Annotated in this window: 10 protein-coding genes; 9 read left to right on the top strand and 1 reads right to left on the bottom strand. The window is 65.7% G+C overall.

The window, feature by feature from the left end:
* The 9 genes from ACYKG1_RS04735 to ACYKG1_RS04695 are packed head-to-tail and all read left to right on the top strand — an operon-like array spanning position 1 to position 7,643.
* A complete protein-coding gene (locus ACYKG1_RS04735; RefSeq protein WP_014646171.1) occupies positions 1-186 on the top strand; it encodes a hypothetical protein in 186 nt (61 codons plus the stop codon).
* Positions 183-977 (top strand): Flp pilus assembly protein CpaB, encoded by a 795-nt coding sequence (cpaB, locus tag ACYKG1_RS04730; RefSeq protein WP_014036170.1) that lies wholly within the window; start codon positions 183-185, stop codon positions 975-977. The genes ACYKG1_RS04735 and cpaB overlap by 4 nt, the downstream gene beginning before the upstream one ends.
* Complete coding sequence (locus ACYKG1_RS04725) at positions 964-2,460, top strand: type II and III secretion system protein family protein (RefSeq protein ID WP_262083180.1); 1,497 nt, start codon at positions 964-966, stop codon at positions 2,458-2,460. Before cpaB ends, ACYKG1_RS04725 begins: the two co-directional genes overlap by 14 nt.
* Before the next feature lie 13 nt (positions 2,461-2,473).
* Complete coding sequence (locus ACYKG1_RS04720; RefSeq protein ID WP_478471945.1) at positions 2,474-4,204, top strand: ATPase, T2SS/T4P/T4SS family; 1,731 nt, start codon at positions 2,474-2,476, stop codon at positions 4,202-4,204.
* On the top strand, positions 4,197-5,051 hold the full coding sequence (locus ACYKG1_RS04715) for a type II secretion system F family protein (RefSeq protein ID WP_262083178.1): 855 nt from the start codon (positions 4,197-4,199) through the stop codon (positions 5,049-5,051). The genes ACYKG1_RS04720 and ACYKG1_RS04715 overlap by 8 nt, the downstream gene beginning before the upstream one ends.
* Positions 5,048-5,938, top strand: a complete 891-nt coding sequence (locus ACYKG1_RS04710) for a type II secretion system F family protein (protein ID WP_014036166.1) — start codon at positions 5,048-5,050, stop codon at positions 5,936-5,938. The genes ACYKG1_RS04715 and ACYKG1_RS04710 overlap by 4 nt, the downstream gene beginning before the upstream one ends.
* 10 nt (positions 5,939-5,948) lie before the next feature.
* A complete protein-coding gene (locus ACYKG1_RS04705) occupies positions 5,949-6,332 on the top strand; it encodes a DUF192 domain-containing protein (protein ID WP_478471944.1) in 384 nt (127 codons plus the stop codon).
* Positions 6,329-7,015: a TadE/TadG family type IV pilus assembly protein gene (locus ACYKG1_RS04700; RefSeq protein WP_478471942.1), complete on the top strand. Its 687-nt coding sequence runs from the start codon at positions 6,329-6,331 to the stop codon at positions 7,013-7,015. Before ACYKG1_RS04705 ends, ACYKG1_RS04700 begins: the two co-directional genes overlap by 4 nt.
* Before the next feature lies 1 nt (position 7,016).
* Positions 7,017-7,643 carry a hypothetical protein gene (locus ACYKG1_RS04695; RefSeq protein WP_478471941.1) on the top strand — a complete coding sequence of 209 codons (627 nt, stop codon included), beginning with the start codon at positions 7,017-7,019 and terminating at the stop codon, positions 7,641-7,643.
* A gap of 97 nt (positions 7,644-7,740) precedes the next feature.
* On the opposite strand, the gene ACYKG1_RS04690 is transcribed toward ACYKG1_RS04695, so the two are convergent.
* Entirely contained in the window at positions 7,741-18,624 is a 10,884-nt protein-coding gene (locus ACYKG1_RS04690) for an autotransporter-associated beta strand repeat-containing protein (RefSeq protein ID WP_478471939.1), read from the bottom strand.
* Positions 18,625-18,816 lie beyond the last annotated feature (192 nt).

Below are 18,816 nucleotides of genomic sequence, written 5' to 3'. Positions count from 1 at the left end.
ATGAGAAAACGCATTCCACCGTCCCTACGCCGCCAGCGCGGGGCCGCACTGATCGAGTACGCCGTGGTCGCTTCCGTCGGTGTCCTGGTCCTGGTCGCCGAGCCGAACATCGTGCTCGAGCTGATCGATTCACTGCGCAAGGCGTACCAGGGATTCACCTACATGCTGTCGATGGGAGTCGTATGAAGGCGCTCCCGCTGAAAGCCAACCGCAACGTCGTCTTCATCATCATCGCCCTCGCCCTTGGCCTGTTCGCGGCCCTGGTCGCCGTGCGCTACGTGCAGAAGGCAGTGAACGAACGCGCCGCACCGCCGGTGGAAATGGTGCCGGTAGCCGTGCCCAAGACCGACATGGAACCAGGCAGCATCGTCACCGTTGCCGACCTTGCAGTGCGCGAGGTCCCCGCCGACCTGCCGCCTGCCGATGCGATCACGCCCGACAACGTGTCCGAGTACAGCGGACGCATGCTGCGTGCACCGATCCGCGAAGGCGCACCGTTGGGTGCCAGTGCACTGGTACCACTGTACGACCAGTTCTCACGCGTGATCGCCAAGGGCAATGTGGGCTACACCCTCCAGGTGGACGAGACGAACTCGATCTCCGGCATGATCGCTCCCGGGGACCATGTCGACATCCTGCTGACCGTCGAGCAGGAACAAACCGGTGCGCGGGTGCTGCCGCTGCTTGAGGACATCAACGTGCTGGCGACCGGCAACCGCGTCGGTGAAACGCCGGCCTCGGAAGATCAGCAAGGCTATTCGAACATCACCCTGGAACTGACACCGGCGCAGGCGCAGCGACTCACGGTCGCTGCCAAGGCGGGTTCGATGCGGGTGATGCTTCGCCAGGTGGAGGATCGTGGTGCGTTCGGCCTCAGTGGCATGACGCAGAGGGAACTGCTCGGCAACGGCACGCAGGGTCGTGCTGGCGTGCAATTCATCATTGGGGGCAAAGGGTCGACGAATGCACAGCAATAATGGAATCCGCAGCCTCATCGCCGCCACTGCGGCCATCGCTGTTGCCGCCGCACCACTGCTGGCCGTGGCACAGACCACGGGCACCCAGCTGACCCCGGTACCGGTCATGGCCGCACCGCGCCCTGCCGTCCAGGCACCGCCGCAGGCAAGCGCCAACCATGCACCGGTGCCGGGGGGGCAGAGCGCTTTCCCGTCGCCGGTTCCCGATCCGGCCTATCGCACCAACGCTTCGGCGATGCCTGCCGTGCCGCTGCCCACCCGCGCCCGGATCTATGCCGGCCAGGCCGCGGTCTACACGTTGCCCAGCGGGCTCAAGCGCGTGGCCGTCGGTAGCGGCGAGATGCTCGAGGTCACCAACGTCGGCCCACGTGACCTGATCATGATGGGCATGAAGGCCGGCTCCACCACGGTTCACCTGTGGCTGCAGAACGGCAAGCAGCTGCAGGTGCAGGTGGACATCTCCGAGAACGATGCGGTCAGCCTGGCCGAAACCATCCGCACCCTGCTGGCCGATGTGGAAAAGATCAATGTGCATGCCGTTGCCGACCGCGTGGTCATCACCGGACAGGACATCAATCCGGGCATCGGCAGCCGCATCGACGCGATCCAGAAGATCTACCCGACAGTGTTGAACTTCACTACCGCCGACCCGGTGGGCATGCGCCCGATGGTGCAGATGGACGTGAAGATCATGGAGTTCGACACCAATGCTTTGGAAGAACTCGGCATCCAGTGGGACAACGTCATCCGCGGCCCGGTGGCGGGCATCGTCAAGGATTTCACCAACAACAACTACTACCGCATCAACCCCGAACAGAGCCCGGCCAACGGCGTGCTGTTGCCGAACAAGCTGCAGGGGACCCAGGCCTTCTTCGGCATCGCCACGCAGATCGGCTCGGCGATCAACCTGATGATGAACAAGGGCAAGGCGTTCCTGCTGGCCTCGCCTCAACTCAGTGCCCGCAGCGGCGGGCAGGCGAAGTTCCTGGCCGGCGGCGAAGTGCCGATCCCGGTTCCGCAGGGCTTCGGCCAGGTCACGGTCGACTACAAGGAATACGGCATCAAGCTCGACATCGAGCCACTGGTCAACTTCAACGAGGACATCTCCACCCGCATCCTGGCCGAAGTCAGCCGTGTCGACCCGACGGTGACCGTGCAGGGCGTGCCGGGCTTCACCACCCGTCGCACCGAGTCGGAAATCAACGTCCACGCCGGGGAGACCATCGTCATCTCCGGGCTGATCGACTCCAGTGCGCAGCAGGATGCCAAGCGCCTGCCGCTGCTGGGCGACATCCCGATCCTCGGAAAGCTGTTCCGCTCCGATGGCTTCCGTGGCAACCGCACCGAGCTGGTGATGTTCGTTACTCCACGCGTGGTGACGCCGGGTTCGCAGGAAAACCTCGATGGCCTGGAGCGTGCGCGACAGATCCAGGAGCGCGGTCAGCAGGCCATGCCGCGCCGGAACAAAGATTTCGTGCAGTAACCGGAGCCGTCGCATGTTCAACATCCTCATCGACACACCCAACCGCGACCAGCGACGTGTCCGCTGCCTGCACCGTGAATGCGGGATCGGCCGTGGTGACGGCAACCTGGTGGTGCTGCAGGGTTGGAGCATCGCCCAACGCCATGCGGCGCTGAAGCGCGAGGACCAGGGCATCTTCATCGAGAGCCTGGGAGGCCGCTCGCCGGTACTGGTGAATGGTGAACAGGTCAAAGGCAGCCGTGGCCCGCTCACCAGCCGTGACCGCGTGCAGATCGGTGACTACCTGCTGCAGGTGGTGGACGACGACCCTCCGGCCGAACCCACGGCCGACGCCGGTAGTTTCAATGCGGGCGCGGCCAACGATGCGCCGGTGGATTCCACGCAGGTGCCGGTGCCGGCTCCGGGACCGGCGCAGCCATCCAGCGAACGCCAGCTGGCGCGGCCGGAGCAGTTGCCGCCGGACATGGCTGTCTATCGTGCAAAGCTGCATGCCTCGCTGGTCAAGCAGATGGACCTGCGCCGGCTCGATGTGCGGAGCATGGACGATGAGTCGCTGCGCAACGCCACGATCAAGCTGATCGATGAAGTGATGCAACGAGAGTTCTCCGAGCTGCCCAAGACCATCAACCCGCGCAGGCTGGCCAAGGAGGTGCTCGACGAGGCCATCGGCCTGGGCCCGCTGGAAGACCTGATCGACGATGCGACGGTGACGGAAATCATGGTCAACGCGCACGACCAGATCTTCATTGAACGTGCGGGCCGTATCGAGCGGTCCCCTATTGTCTTCACCAGCGACCGCGCCGTGCTGTCGGCCATCGAGCGCATCGTGACGCCGCTCGGTCGTCGCATCGACGAAAGCTCGCCCATGGTCGATGCGCGGCTGAAGGATGGCTCGCGCGTCAACGCCATCATTCCACCGGTGGCGTTGCGCGGCCCGAGCATCAGCATCCGAAAGTTCGCCAAGCGCAAGCTGGAAGGAAAGGACCTGCTCACGTTCGGTTCGCTCAGCCAGCCGATGCTGGAATTCCTGATCGTTGCGGTGCGCGAACGGCGCAACATCGTCGTTACCGGCGGCACCGGCTCCGGCAAGACCACCCTGCTCAACATCCTGTCCAACTTCATTCCCGATACCGATCGCATCGTCACCATCGAGGACGCGGCCGAACTGAAGCTCGTCCAGCCCAACCTGGTCGCCCTGGAAGCACGCCCTCCCAACATGGAAGGCAAGGGCCACATTTCCATCCGCGACCTGGTGCGCAACGCGCTGCGCATGCGCCCGGACCGCATCGTGGTCGGTGAGTGCCGCGGCGGTGAAGCACTGGACATGCTGCAGGCCATGAACACCGGCCACGAAGGATCGCTGACCACCGCCCATGCCAACAATCCACGCGAGGCCCTGTCGCGCCTGGAAGTAATGGTCATGATGTCCGGCATGGAACTGCCGATGACGGTGGTGCGCGAGCAGATCTCGTCGGCAGTGGACCTGATCGTGCACCAGAAGCGCTTTCCCTGCGGTTCGCGCAAGGTCAGCCACATCACCGAGCTGACCGGCATGGAAAGCGGCACCATCCAGCTGCAGGATGTATTCCTGTTCAAGGCACGTTCCAGCGCTGGACGCGATGGCAAGGTGGTGGGCGAGTTCGTCGCGACCGGTGCAGTGCCGGAGTTCTATGAAGAGCTTGCCGAGCGCGGCGTCGCGGTCGACCTGGACATCTTCCGCACCGGGGGACGGCGGAATGAGTGACATCCTCCTGATCGCCCTGCTGTGTTTTGCCTGCGTGACAGGCTCGGTACTGCTGCTGGCGCGTGCCAGCTCCGGCTTCATGGACCGCTACCGCGCCAACTTCATGGACCAGGCGCGGGTCAATCTGGCCGACATGTTCCTGTTCGTCGATCCGCGTGTGCTGTTCAGGACCAATGTCCTGATGCTGCTGGCGATTCCGGTGGTGCTATGGATCGTCACCGGCGGCAACCTGCTGCTGCCGATCCTGGCCCTGGTGCTACTGGCGGTGGCGCCGCGCAAGATCTACCTGTGGCTGAAGCAGCGCCGCCTCGACCAGATCCAGCAGCAGTTGCCGGATGGCCTGCTGATGCTGGCCGGCAGCCTCAAGGCCGGCGTCGGCTTCAATCCCGCACTGGAGGCACTGGCCCATGATGGCCTGCCCCCGCTGGCGCAGGAGCTGGCACTGGTGCTGCGCGAACAGCACATGGGCGTGCGCACGGAGGAGGCGCTGGACAACTTCGCCGCCCGCGTGCCCATCGCCGATGTGAAGCTGTTCGTTGCCGCCGTCAGCATTTCGCGCGAGGTCGGTGGCAATCTCGCCGAAAGCCTGTCCACGCTCGCCGAAACGCTGCGGCGCAAACTCATCATGGAAGGCAAGGTCAAGGCACTCACCGCGCAGGGACGCCTGCAGGGCATCGTCATGGCGATGCTGCCAGCCGGCCTTGTCGGCTTCCTCGTGCTGTTCTATCCAGAAACGATGAACCCCATGTTCCACACTTTCATCGGCTGGTGCGTGATGGGCCTGATCGGGGTACTGGAATACCTTGGCTACCGCATGTGCCGCAAAATCATGACGATCGACATATGAACGCCCTGCTCATCCTGGTCGCACTGCTTGCCGCAGCCGCTGTTGGGCTGCTTGCGTTCGCGCTGCGCGGACTGGTGCAGTCGGTCGAGGTGGACCAGCGCAACTACCAGGATCCGCTGCCGCTGCTGCTGCGCATCCTGTGGCCCTTGATCACGGTCGCTACGCGCCTGGCCGGGCCGCGCCTATCCTCGGCGCAGCTGGAGCGCGCGCACCGCAGCCTGCAGTCGGCCGGCCAGGATTTCGTGCTGTCACCGGAAGAACTGTATGGCGCACGCATCGTTTCCGCCGCCGTGGCCAGTACCTTCCTGCTGCTCACCATCATCCTGCTGGGCAGGTTCGGAGTCGGCTCGGTGCTGATGGCCCTGGCGTTCGGCGCACCGTTCGGCTGGATGTATCCCACGCTGTGGCTGGGCGAACGGCGGAAGGCGCGCTCCAAGCACGTGATCCGCGACCTGCCCATCTTCCTCGACTTCATCACCATGGCCGTCGAAGCGGGCCTGAACATCACAGGCGCGATCGAACAGTCCGTCGACAAGGGGCCACCCGGACCGCTGTCACAGGAGTTCTCGCGCATGCTGCGCGATCTGCGTGCGGGCCTTCCGCGCGCCGAAGCGCTGCGACGCATGTCCGATCGCGCCGACATTTCCCAGTTGACCAGCTTCACCAGTGCCTTGATCCAGGCCGACCGGGTGGGTGCAAGCCTGAGTGACACGCTGCGCTCGCAGGCCATGCAACGCCGCGAAGAGCGCTTCCTTCGCGCCGAGAAGCTTGCCCTGGAAGCACCGGTAAAGATGATGCTGCCGCTGGTGCTGTTCTTCTTCCCGCTGATCTTCGTCGTCCTGGCCTACTTCATCTTCCTGCAGATGAAGCAGCAGGGAATCCTGTGAGCCCCCGCACATGAGAACCGGCGCCCTGATCCGCGACCATCAGCAGTTGCTCAGCTGCGTCTGGCACGCCGATCGCTGGCACCAGCGGCTGCGCGGCCTGCTGTTGCGCGCGCCACTCCAACCCGGGCAGGGCCTGCTGATCACCCCCTGCTCGAGCGTACACACGCTGGCCATGGGGTATCCGCTCGACCTGTTGTTCCTGGACCGCGATCAGCGCGCCGTTGACTGGCGTGAGGCCGTGCGCCCCTGGCGTGGTGCCTGGTGTCGCGGTGCCTACTCCACGCTGGAAATGCCGGTGGACAGCCTCAGGCATATCGCTCCGGTGCTGGGCGAAACGTTCTACTGGTGCCCTTCTCCGCCTGCGGCACCGCCATCCACGAGGGCGCTGCAATGAAGCACATCCGCTCATCCATCCACCGCCAGCGGGGACAATCGCTGATTGAATTCTGCATCGTGGTTCCGGCCTTCATCTTCCTCATCCTGGTCATCTTCCAGTTCGTCCTGATCTATCGCGCCAAGTCGCTGCTGGATTTCGCCACACTGCAGGCCGCGCGTGCCGGTGCGGTCAGTGGTGTCAATCATTCGGAGATGCGCAGTGCACTGGAAATGGCGATGGCTCCCTTGTACGCAACCTCGCCGGATGCCGCCGGTGCCGTCGCCGCCCGCGCCAAGGTCGCCCTGCTGTGGAAGAACCCGTTGCTGTCGCCGAAGATCGAGGTGATTTCGCCCAGCCGCGCGGCGTACAACGAGTTCCGCGAGCGCCAGTTCGATGGACGCTATGCATTGCCGAACGACAATCTTGCGTTCCGCGATGCACGCGTCGGCAGCAGCCGTGTCAGCGTGCAGGACGCCAACATCCTCAAGATCAAGATCACCTATCCGATGCCCCTGATCGTTCCGTTTGCCGACCGGGTGATCGCCGGTCTTTCAGATCTGGTCAGCGAAGGCGACAGTTTCCGCCCGGCCTCGATGCTGATCGAGGACCCGATCACCGGCCATCGCCGCATGCCGATCGAGTCCTATGCAATCGTCCGCATGCAGAGTCCCGTGCATGACAGCAACAACCTGGCGCGCTGACATGCGGATGCTGCTGGCCGGCCTGTTGCTGGCAGCCACCTGGGCCGTCGCCGCGCAATCCACGGAGGCTGCTGACAGCGTACCTCCACAGGCGCGATTGCTGGCGCGCGCCTATGGTCTGGGCCCACTCGGTCCAAGCTCCCCTGGCGGTGAGGTCGAGGTCGAGATCCGCTTGCGCGGCCCTGCCATCCGCATTGATTTCCGAGGCAGCAATGCGCCCGATGCATGGCTGACGACCCAGGGCCAGCGCGGCCGGGCATGGCTGGTGAGCGAGCGCGGCAACTACACGCTGCCGGTCGCGGACTCCAGCGGTCCCTACTGGTACGATCCCGCCGCCCCATGCCATACGATCGGCGGGCGCTGCTCACCCGCACCCGGCGAGTTCATCCTGGGCCGCCTCGCTGCCGGCTGGCGCTATGACAATGCGCGTGGCCCTGATGGCACCACCTCCGGCACGTTGTGGATCGATACCCGTACCGGCCTGCTGCTGGGCTACCGGGGCCGCACCGGCAACCAGCGTACCGAGCGCGGCCTGCGTGTTACCGAGGTCGCTTTCGATGAAGTGCCATCGAGCCTGTTCGATCCGCCCGCCGGGTTGCGTCGACGCACGCAGGATGCGGTGTACTGAGCGGCCTGCGCGGCACAGCGGCGCCATGGATCAGCACTCACTCCCGCCGCACCGGTAGATCCACGCAGCGCGTGGATCCACCGCTGGCCCGCTCCCCTTAGAAGCCTACCCGCAGGTTGATCTGCCCGCCGACATCGCGGCGGCCATCACCGTGCTGGCCCTGCACGAACATCGACAGCTGGCTGTTGCGGCCAAGGCCGACCGCCACACCGAGCTGGCTGACCAGCGCATTGCGCGCCATCACCGCACTGTAGACATCGAAGGCATCACCACCGACCGCGAAGCGGTTGCGGCTGGCCACATCGGTGTCACCCGACGCATGCTGCCAGCCCAGGCCGACGGTCAGCTGCGCCGGGAAGCGCTCGCCGCTGCCCACGTCCCAGCGGCCCCGCACGCCCACCGTGCTGACGTTGAGCGTGTCCTTGCCGCCTTCCAGCACCAGTGCGGCACTGCCGCCCTGCTCCACCGCGCGATCACTGTCAACCCAGTGCTTGGTGAACTGCACGTACGGCTGCAGCTGGGTCCTGCCATGGGTCCAGGTCCAGCTGCCTTCGACCTGGGCGATGGTCACGTCCGAATCCTGGCGGCTGTACAGGGTCTGGCCCAGCAGCGGCACTTCACGCGTGGTGCGCGTGCGGTAGTCACCGCGCGACACGCTGCCACCGACCGCAAAGCCGTTGTTCCACTGTCCCTGTGCATACAGGCCGAACGTGTTGCCACGCAGGCGGGCGCGCGAACTGCGATCGTACAGGCGCGTATCCAGCCGCTCGTTGCCGGCCGCCGCACCCAGCACCACATGTTCACCCAGCTGCCAGTCCACGCCCGCCATCAGCGCATTGCGGTTGGAGCGGATCTCATCACCGTTGCCATCGCCATCCTGCTTGAACACCTTGCCACTGCCGGCCAGCCAGGCCGAGGCGCGCTCGCCACGCACGGTCGGCAGCTCACTGCCCAGGCGCTGGCGGATGCCCTCTTCCAGGTAGTTGTCGTACAGCAGCACCGCGCGGCTGGCCGCGTGCACTTCACCGGAGAGCTGGTCGAATGCGCTGCGCGCAGTGCCGGCGTCATACATCAGCACCGTGTTGTACAGGCCCAGCGCCGCGCCACTCTGCGGCAGGCTGTCCAGCGCCGCGGCGGTGTTGTACTGGTTGCGCGTGTTGGCCACGGTAGTGAACGCCGCCGTCTGCGCCACGTCGATCTGCAGGTTGGCGGTGTTGGCGGTGTAGACCGGAGTGACGGAGAGGAACGCCGAGGTGGATCTTCCTTCCGCGAACTGCCCGTTCACCCCACCGCCCGCATTGACCACGGTGTACTGCTGGCCCTGCTGGTAGCTGGTGCTCGGCGAAATGGTGTTCACCTGCACCGTGCTTCCGCCCACGTTGGCGCTGCCGCCCACCTGCACCGTGTCGCTGCCGCTGGCACCGAGATCGATACCCAGCGTGCTGCCCGGCGACAGGGTCAGGTTGCCACCCACCGTGATCGTGCCGGTGCCATTGCCTGCGCCGCTGCCGCTGCCCGGGCCATTGCCCGGCGACAGCACGCCACCACTGGACACCGTCACGCCGCCGCCGGTGCCGCCGATGGTACCGGTGCCGGACAGGGTCGTGCCGCTGCCGATGGTCCACTGGCCGCCGATGGTGCCGGTGACATTCAGGCCACCGCCGGTGACCTGGCCGGTGCCGCTGAAACCACCACTGTTGCCGCCGAGATTCAGGCCACCCGGGCCGGCCTGCACGATGCTGCCGCCGCCGGTGATGCTGCCGCCGAGCGTGGTGGTGCCGCCGGTGTTGATCACCAGGCCACCGTTGTTGGTGATGTTGCCGGTGATCGCGCCGCTGGCCCCGCCGTTGCCGACCTGCACGGTGCCGCCGGCATTGATGGTGGTGCCACCGGTGTAGGTATTGTTGCCGGTCAGGGTCACCGTGCCGGTACCGGCCTGGGTCAGGCCGCCGCTGCCGCTGATGGTGCCACCCACCGTGGTGTTGCCCCCCACGTTGAACACCAGGCTGCCGTTGTTGCTGACGTTGCCGGTGATCGCACCGCTCGCGCCACCATTGCCGACCTGCAGCGTGCCACCGGCGTTGATGGTGGTACCGCCGGTGTAGGTGTTGTTGCCACCCAGGATCAGCGTACCGCTGCCGGCCTGGGTCAGGCCGCCGCTGCCACTGATGGCGCCGCCGACGGTGGTGCTGCCCCCCACGTTGAATACCAGGCTGCCGTTGTTGGTCACAGTGCCGCCGATCGCGCCGGTGGCACCGCCATTGCCGACCTGCAGGGTGCCACCAGCGTAGATGGTGGTCGGGCCGGTATAGGTGTTGTTGCCGGTCACGGTCAGTGTGCCACTGCCGGCCTGGGTCAGGCCGCCGCTGCCGCTGATGGTGCCGCCCAGCGTGGTGTTGCCCGCCACGTTGGACACCAGCGTGCCATTGTTGATGACGTCGCCGACGATCGAGCCGCTCGCACCACCGTTGCCCAGCTGCAGCGTGCCGCCGGCGTTGATGGTGGTACCGCCGGTGTAGGTGTTGGTGCCGGTCAGCAGCAGCGTACCGCTGCCGGCCTGGGTCAGGCCGCCACTGCCGCTGATCGTGCCGCCCAGCGCGGTGTTGCCGGCCACGTTGGAAATCAACGCACCGTTGTTGGTGATGTCGCCGGCGATGGCGCCGGTTGTACCGCCATTGCCCACCTGCAGCGTGCCGCCGGCATTGATGGTGGTACCGCCGCTGTAGCTGTTGTTGCCGACCAGGGTCAACACACCACTGCCGGCCTGCGTCAGGCCGCCAATGCCACTGATCGCGCCACCGACGGTAGTGTTGCCCGCGACGTCGAAGACCAGGCTGCCGTTGTTGGCGACATTGCCGGTGATCGCGCCGGTCGCTCCACCATTGCCGACCTGCAGCGTGCCTCCGGCATTGATGGTGGTGCCGCCGGTATAGGTGTTGTTGCCAGTCAGGGTCAACGTGCCGCTGCCGGCCTGGGTCAGGCCACCGCTGCCGCTGATGGTGCCGCCCAGCGTGGTGTTGCCGGCCACGTTCGACACCAGCGCGCCGTTGTTGATGATGTCGCCAACGATCGCACCGGTCGCACCCCCGTTGCCCACCTGCAACGTGCCGCCGGCATTGATGGTGGTGCCACCGGTGTAGGTGTTGTTGCCGGTCAGCACCAGCGTGCCGCTGCCGGCCTGGGTCAGGCCGCCGCTGCCACTGACCACCGCGCCCACGGTTGCCGTCGTGCCCAGGTTGTAGACCAGGTTGCCGTTGTTGGTGATGTCGCCCAGCACCGAGCCGGTACTGCCACCGTTGCCGATCTGCAGCGTGCTGCCACCATTGATGGTAGTGCCGCCGGTATAGACGTTGGCGCCGCTCAGGGTCAGCGTGCCGCTGCCACTCTGCACCAGGCCGCCGGTGCCACTGAGCACGCCGCCGAAGGTGGTGGTGGCGTTGTTGCCGCCGGTGGTCAGGGTTGCACCGCCCAGCACCACGCTGGATCCGGTCACGCCAGCCAGGCCACCGATGCTCTGGCTGCCACCGGCACTGATGTCCAACGTGCCGGCGCCGGCCAGGTTCACCGTGCTGGCACCGGACAGGCTGCCACCGGCCGCCACCGCCATCGTGCCGCTGTTGATCGTGGTGTCACCGCCATAGCTGCTGGTACCGCCAAGAGTGACGGTCGCTGCGCCATCCTTGAGCAGACCACCCGCACCACTGATCGCACCATTCAACGTGAGCGCGTTGCTGCCCGCCAGGGTCAGCGTGCCGCTGCCCAGTTGCACGTTGTTGCCCACGGTCAATGCGGCGGTGCCATCCAGCGTGGCATTGCCGCCCACCGTCAGCGTACCGGTACCCAGCGCACCACCATTGCCCAGTGTCAGGCCACCGCCATTGAGCGCCACACCGCCACTGAATGTATTCGTGCCGGTCAGGGTCTGCACACCCGCGCCATTCTTCACCAGCCCACCGGTACCCGTAATGTCACCAGCGAAGGTCGTGTTCCCTACGCCGTTGAGTGTCAGCGTGCTGCCACCGAGCGCGACCGTGCTGCCGGCAACACCGGCCAGTGACCCGATGCTCTGCGCACCACCGGCAGAAATATCGAACGCCGTTCCAGCGTTGGCCAATGTCACCGCGCCAGTCGATGCCAGGCTTCCTCCGGCGCCAATCGCCAGCGTGCCCGCATTGATGGTGGTACCACCGGTAAAGGTATTGGTACCGGTCAGGGTCTGGGTGCCGGTGCCTTCCTTGACCAGCCCGCCGGTCCCCCCCACCGAGCCACTGAACGTGCCATTGGCGGGGCCACCAATGGTCAAGGTGTTGCCGCCCAGGTTCACTGTGCCGTTGCCGATCAGGGTACCGAACTGCTGCGTGCCGCTGCCCGCCGACAGATCGAAGGTCGCACCACTGGCCAGGTTGACGATGCCACTGGCATGCAGGCTTGCGCCAGCGCCCAATGCCAGCGTACCGGCATTGATGAAGGTACCACCGGTATAGGTATTGATACCGTTCAAGGTCAGCGTCGCCGCGCCCTCCTTGGTCAGCGATCCGGTGCCACTCAGGCTGCCGTTGAGGGTGAGGTTGTTGCTGCCGAGCACGGTCAGCCCGGCGTTGAGGACGAAGTTGTTGGCCAGCGTCACCGCAGAGTTCGAATCGAGCGTGGCATTGCCCCCCACCGTGACCGCCCCGGTACCCAGAGCTGCATTGTTGCCGGCTACCAGGCCGCCTGCATTGAGCGCTACACCACCACTGAAGGTGCTGGCGCCGTTGAGGGTCTGCACGCCTGCTCCGTTCTTGATCAGGCCACCATTGCCGGTGATCGCACCGTTGAACGTGCTGTCTCCCGTGCCACCCAGGGTCAGCGTGCTGCCGCCCAGTGCCACCGTGCCGTCGGCCACACCGGCAAGTGAACCGATGCTCTGGTTGCCCGCCGAGATGTCGAGGGTACCGGTACCGGCCAGGTCCACCGCACCGGTCGACGCCAGGCTGCCACCGGCGCCGATCGCCAGCGTGCCACTGTTGATGGTGGTGCCACCGGTGTAGGAGTTCGCACCGGTCAGCGTCACGGTGGCCGCACCGTTCTTGATCAGGCCGCCGGTACCGGAAATCACACCACCCAGCGTCAGCGCCTGGCTGCCGAGCAGATCGAGGTTGGCGCCCGCTGCAAGCCCGATGTTGTTGGCCAGGTTGACGCCTGTCGATGCATCCAGCGTCGCGTTGCTTCCGACCGTCAACGCCCCGCTGCCGAGCGCCGCGCTGTTGCCGATCACCAGGCCGCCGCCATTGAGCGCCAGGCCGCCACTGAACAGGTTGGCGCCGCCCAGCGTCAGTGCGCCAGCACCGTTCTTGACCAGGCCACCGGTACCGGAAATCGCGCCGTCGAAGGTACTGTTGCCAACGCCACCGAGGATCAGCGTCCGTGCACCCAGGCTCACCGTTGAACCGGCCACACCAGACAGTGAGCCGATGGTCTGGTTGGCACCTGCGGTGGAGATATCAAAGCCGGTACCCGCAGCGGCCAGGGTGACCGCACCGGTAGCGGCCAGGCTGCCGCCCGGACCAATCGCCAGCGTGCCGGCGTTGATGAAGGTGCCGCCGGTATAGGTATTGGTGCCGGTCAGCGTTTCAATGCCCGAACCCACCTTGGTCAGGCCACCCGTGCCAGCGATCGAGCCACTGAACGTGCCGTTGGTGGCACCACCGACCTCGATCGAGTTGGCCCCCAGGTTGACCGTACCGTTGCCGACCAGGGTGCCGAAGGTCTGCGTACCGCTGCCCGCGGACAGATCCAGCGTGGCGCCGGTGGCGAGGTTCACGGTACCGCTCGCCGCCAGGCTGGCACCGGCGCCCAGCGCCAGCGTGCCGGCGTTGATGTTGGTACCACCGGTATAAGTGTTGACGCCGTTCAAGGTCAGCGTTGCGCCGCCATTCTTGGTCAGGCTGCCAGCCCCGGAAAGTATGCCGTTGAGTGTCAGTGCGTTGCTGCCGAGCACGGTCAGCCCGGCATTGAGGGCAAGGTTGTTGGCCAGCGTTGCCAGGCCGGTGGTATCCAGCGTGGCAGCACCACCGACAGTCAGCGCCCCCGCACCCAGCGCCGCGTCATTGCCGAGCACCAGCCCGCCTGCGTTGAGCGTCACGCCGCCGCCAAACGTGTTGGCCCCGGACAACGCCTGCACGCCTGCGCCCACTTTCACCAGGCCGCCGCCGCCACTGATCACGCCGTCGAACGCGGCGTTGCTGGCGGTTCCGAACGTCAATGAATTTCCGCCCAGCGACAGCGTGCTTCCGCCCGCACCATTGAGTGCGCCGATGGTCTGGCTGCTGCCGGCACCGGAGATATCGAAGCCAGCGCCCGCGCCCAACGTGACGTCACCCGCCGCGGCCAGGCTGCCGCCCGTGCCCAGCGCCAGCGTGCCGGCAGTGATGGTGGTACCGCCGGTGTAGGTATTGGCACCGGACAGCGTCAGCGTGGTAGCGCCGTTCTTGATCAGACTGCCATTGCCACCGACCACGCCCGACAGCGTCAGCGCATTGCTGCCCGGCAACGTCAGTGCAACGCCCGAGCCCAGCGTGACTGCATTGCCGAGCGTCACTGCCGCGCCCGCATCCAGCGTGGTGCTGGCATTCACCGCAAGCGCGCCGGTACCGAGCGCACCATTCGCGCCGACCACCAGGCCACCGCCGTTCAAGGCCAGGCCGCCGCCGAAGGTATTGGTGTTGTTGAGGGTCAGCAGGCCCGCACCATTCTTGATCAGGCTTCCGTTGCCAGCCACCACACCCGCAAGGGTAAGGTCACTGGTGCCGCCCAGCGTCAGCTGGGTTCCGGCACCAAAGTTCACCGCGTTGGCCAGGTTCAGGGGCACCGTTCCGTCCAGACTGACGTTGCCGCCAATCCCCAGCGCTCCTGTGCCAAGCGCGCCCGCATTGCCCAGCACCAACCCGCCCGCATTGAGCGCCAGTCCACCACTGAAGGTATTGGCGCCGGACAACGTCTGCACGCCAGCGCCGACTTTGATCAATCCACCACTGCCATCAACGGCGCCGGCAAAGCTGCCATTGCTGGCGCCGCCAAAGGTGAGTGACTGCGTACCCAGCGCCACCTGGCTGCCTGCCACGCCGTTCAACGCACCGATGGTCTGGCCGGCACCCGCTGCGCCGACATCCAGCGTCGCACCTGCACCGGCAAGATTTACTGCCCCACCCGCGGCGAGACTGCCACCCGCACCCAGCGCAAGCGTGCCGGCATTGACCGTGGCGCCGCCCAGGAAGGTATTGGCACCGGACAGCGTCAGCGTCGAGGCGCCGTTCTTGATCAGGCCACCGGTTCCCCCCACCACCCCGGTCAGGGTCAGGTTGTTGCTGCCCGGCAGGGTCAGCGTATTGGCGCCCAGGTTCACCGCATTGGTCAGCGAAACCGGGGCGCTCGCGTCCAGGGAAACATTGCCGCCGATGTTCAGTGCCCCGGTGCCAAGCGCACCGTTGGCGCCCACCGATACGCTGCCCGCGTTCAACGCAAGGCCACCGCTGAAGGCATTGTTGTTGTTCAACGACAGCACACCGGTACCGGTCTTGATCAGGCCACCCGTGCCGGTGACCAGACCGCCTAGAGCAACGTCCTCGTTGCTGGCCAGACTCAGCTGCGCGCCGGCGTCGAGATCGATGGCGTTGCCCAGGCTCAATGCCACCGAGCTGTCCAGGGTCGCGTTTGCACCGACGGCAAGCAGTCCGGTTCCCAGTGCGCCGGCATTGCCCAGCATCAGGCCGCCGCCGTTGAGCACCAGACCGCCACCGAAGGTATTGGCGCCATTGAGCGTAAGGGTGGTGGCACCGTTCTTGATCAGACCACCGGCGCCGGAAACGACGCCACCAAGCGTGACCGCCTGCGTGCCTGGCAACGACAGCAGTGCACCCGCCCCAAGCGCCACATTGTTGGTCAGGTTCAGGGCCGTGCTGCCATCGAGTGATGCATTGCCGCCCACGCTCAACGCGCCCGTGCCGAGAGCACCGCTGTTGCCCAGCAGCAGGCTGCCGGCATTGAGGTTCAGGCCACCGCTGAAGGCATTGGTGCCGTTCAAGGTCAGCAGCGAGGCACCGTTCTTGGTCAGGCTGCCGGTGCCGGTGATGTTGCCGCCCAAGGTGAGGTTCTGGCTGCCCGGCAACGTCAGTGCTGCCCCCAGACTGATGGCGTTGGTCAGGTTCAGTGCTGCGCTGCCATCGAGCGAACTATTGCCGCTGACCGTCAACGCCCCGCTGCCGATCGCACTGTCGTTACCCAGCAGCAGGCCACCCGCCGCCAGGTTCAGGCCACCACTGAAGGTATTGGCGCCGGCCAGCGTCTGCACGCCGGTGCCCTGCTTGATCAGGCCACCGGTACCGCCAATCGCGCCGGCGAAGGTCTGGTTGGTGGCATTGCCAAGAGTGAGCGTGCTGCTACCCAGCGCCACCGTGCTGCCTGCGGCGCCAGACAACGCGCCGATGGTCTGGTTGCCGCCGAGCGAGATGTCCAGCTCCGTCCCTGCATTGACCAGATTCACTGCACCGGTGGCTGCAAGGCTGCCGCCACTGGCCAGCGCGACCTTGCCCGCGTTGATCGCCAATCCACCGGTGAACGCGTTGGCACCGCCCAGCGTCAGCGTGGCAGCGCCGTTCTTGACCAGGCTGCCGGTGCCGCTGATGACGCCCCCCAGGGTCAACGCATTGCTGCCCAGCACGCTGAGAGAGCCCCCGGCACCCAGGTTGATGCCATTGCTCACGCTCAGTGCCGTGCTGGCATCGAGCGTTGCCAGACCACCGACGTTGAGTGCACCGGTTCCCAGCGCCCCGGCATTCCCAAGCACCAGGCCGCCTGCGGTGAGTGACAGGCCACCGCCAAAGGTATTGGCATTGTTGAGCGTAAGCGTGGCCGGACCGCTCTTGACCAGGCTGCCGGTACCGCCGATCACACCATTGAAGGTCAATGCCTGCGTACCAGGCAGGTTGAGGAAGCTGCCCGTCCCCAGGGTGACCGCGTTGTCGAGCGCCAGCGCTCCTGCGCTGCCATCAAGGCTGACGTTGCCGCCGACACTGAGCGCACCCGTTCCCAGCGCACCGGCATTGCCCAGCAGCAGCCCACCACCGTTGAGCGCAACACCGCCGGTGAAGGCGTTGGCACCGGACAGGGTCTGGGTGCCCGTACCGACCTTGACAAGCGTGCCACCGACACCGCTGATGGCGCCGGAGAAAGTGGTGCTGGTGTTCAGGCCACCCAGGGTGAGAGTGCGTGCGCCCAGGTTGAGCGCACCGGATCCGGCGAGCGAACCGATGGTCTGGTTGGCTGCAACCGAGAGATCAAGGTTGGTCCCTGCGCCCAGCGAGATCGCTCCTGTCGACGAGAGGCTGCCAGCGGCGCCCAGTGCCAGTGCGCCGCCGGTAATGGAGAACGTGCCTGCAAGGGTGTTGGCACCATTCAAGGTCAATGTGCCGACACCCGCCTTGAACAGATTGCCTGCTCCGGAGATCGATCCATTCAGGCCGAGCCCATTGCTGCCCAGCAGGTTGAGTGTTCCGCCCCCGTTGATGACGAGGTTGTTGCCCAGGTTGAAGTTGGCCGAGGTATCCAGGGATGCCGTGCCGCCGACGGTCAGATTACCGCTGCCGAGCGCCCCCGCATTGCCCAGCACCAGTCCACCGGCATTGAGATTGACTCCCCCGGAGAACAGGTTTGCGTTACCGAGCGTGACGATGCCGCTGTTGTTGACCGTGAGGCTGCCAGTCCCTGAAAGCACACCCCCGAGTCCGAACGCATTGGTCCCAGACAGGGACAGATTGCCACCGAGGCTGAAAGCGTTGGCCAGGCTCAGACCCGCCGTGGAGGAGGCGATGGCACCGCCGTTGGCGGTGAACAGCCCTGTGCCGAAGGAGGCGGCATTGTTGAAGTTGATCAGACCATCGTTGAGCGTCGTCGGCCCGGTCCCGCTCCATGCGCCCTGCAGGTTCCACGTACCGCTGTTGACCGTGAGCCTCTGGAAGTTGAGGTACTGGTTCCAGCCCAGCGTGGTCACTGCACCGCCGGTACCGGACCCCGGACCGCTGACGACGTTCTGCAGCACCAGCGTGTTGCTGGCGGCGCCGGCGCCCACGCCGGCATTGACCGTGCCTGCGGCGGCAAGCGAAACCGAAATACCACCCAGTGCATCGATTCCCGCCGAGGCCCCGGCCCCGGTTGCCACATTGGACCCGGACACCGCAGTAAACGTATTCCCCTGCGCTGAATCACCGAGATAGACGCTGCCGGTGATCGTGCCACTGTTGTTGACTGAGTTGCCCAGCGTCGAGCCGGCCAATCCGACCCGTCCGGTGATCCCGCCGCTGTTGCTCAGAATCGTCTGCGCGCCACCGTAGCTGACGATGGCCGGCGCGTCGGCCGTGCCGAGTCCGCCCAGCAGGAAATTCATGTTGACGGTGCCGGCATTGTTGATCGTGGTGACACCGCCTGCGCCATTCTGCACGGACAGCGCGCGGCCATTCGCGCCCAGCAGGGAGCCGATATCAATGAAACCCTGAAGCGTGCCGGTCGCGCTGTTGGTAACGCTGATCGCCTGGCCACTGGCATTGCCAAGCACCGCGCCGGAGGCAGCAAAGAGACCGACATTGGTGCCGATCGTGCCGTTGTTGGTGAGCTGGATGCCGTTGCCGCTCAGCGTCATCGAATTACCCAGGCCAGCGGTACTTCCTACATTCGCGCCAGCTGCCACGGTCACCTGGACGCCGTTGGTGGCGTCCGCAAAATTATTGGTGGTTCCGGTGCAGTTGATTACCGGCCCCGGGGTCGTGCACGCCGCAAAGGCCGAACCACTGGCCAGCGTGGTGGCCAACGCCAGCGCCAGCTGGTGCGCCCGCAATCGCGGCAGCCGCTTCACGCAAACCGCGCTTCCACCAGGATTCTGGGCGACCTCCGAAGCAACCTGCATTACGCCAAGAGCGCGATTGAAAACCAGACGGTAAATGCGGTTCATCGGTAAATCTCCCTGAAAAGACCGGATGGCACTGCAGGCAGTTTTTTTGAAGACGATGCGACCCATCCCGGTTCCCGACACGGAAACAAGGGCTGGCGGCATTAACTACTGAAAATCTTCACATCTTCACGCGATCGCACCCAGGACGGGTGCGCCAACGTTCTCGTCAAGGCGAAAACTCCCCGATTTCGC

The sequence above is a fragment of the Stenotrophomonas sp. 85239_Sma genome, assembly GCF_056481725.1.
Note: the sequence above shows the minus strand (reverse complement) of the source record. Positions and strands in the feature narration are given on the sequence as shown.

Excerpts from the sequence above, each read along its gene's own strand:
- ACYKG1_RS04735 (WP_014646171.1), top strand. The coding sequence starts at position 1 with ATGAGAAAACGCATTCCACCGTCCCTACGCCGCCAGCGCGGGGCCGCA.
- cpaB (WP_014036170.1), top strand. The coding sequence starts at position 183 with ATGAAGGCGCTCCCGCTGAAAGCCAACCGCAACGTCGTCTTCATCATC.
- ACYKG1_RS04725 (WP_262083180.1), top strand. The coding sequence starts at position 964 with ATGCACAGCAATAATGGAATCCGCAGCCTCATCGCCGCCACTGCGGCC.
- ACYKG1_RS04720 (WP_478471945.1), top strand. The coding sequence starts at position 2,474 with ATGTTCAACATCCTCATCGACACACCCAACCGCGACCAGCGACGTGTC.
- ACYKG1_RS04715 (WP_262083178.1), top strand. The coding sequence starts at position 4,197 with ATGAGTGACATCCTCCTGATCGCCCTGCTGTGTTTTGCCTGCGTGACA.
- ACYKG1_RS04710 (WP_014036166.1), top strand. The coding sequence starts at position 5,048 with ATGAACGCCCTGCTCATCCTGGTCGCACTGCTTGCCGCAGCCGCTGTT.
- ACYKG1_RS04705 (WP_478471944.1), top strand. The coding sequence starts at position 5,949 with ATGAGAACCGGCGCCCTGATCCGCGACCATCAGCAGTTGCTCAGCTGC.
- ACYKG1_RS04700 (WP_478471942.1), top strand. The coding sequence starts at position 6,329 with ATGAAGCACATCCGCTCATCCATCCACCGCCAGCGGGGACAATCGCTG.
- ACYKG1_RS04695 (WP_478471941.1), top strand. The coding sequence starts at position 7,017 with ATGCGGATGCTGCTGGCCGGCCTGTTGCTGGCAGCCACCTGGGCCGTC.
- ACYKG1_RS04690 (WP_478471939.1), bottom strand. The coding sequence starts at position 18,624 with ATGAACCGCATTTACCGTCTGGTTTTCAATCGCGCTCTTGGCGTAATG.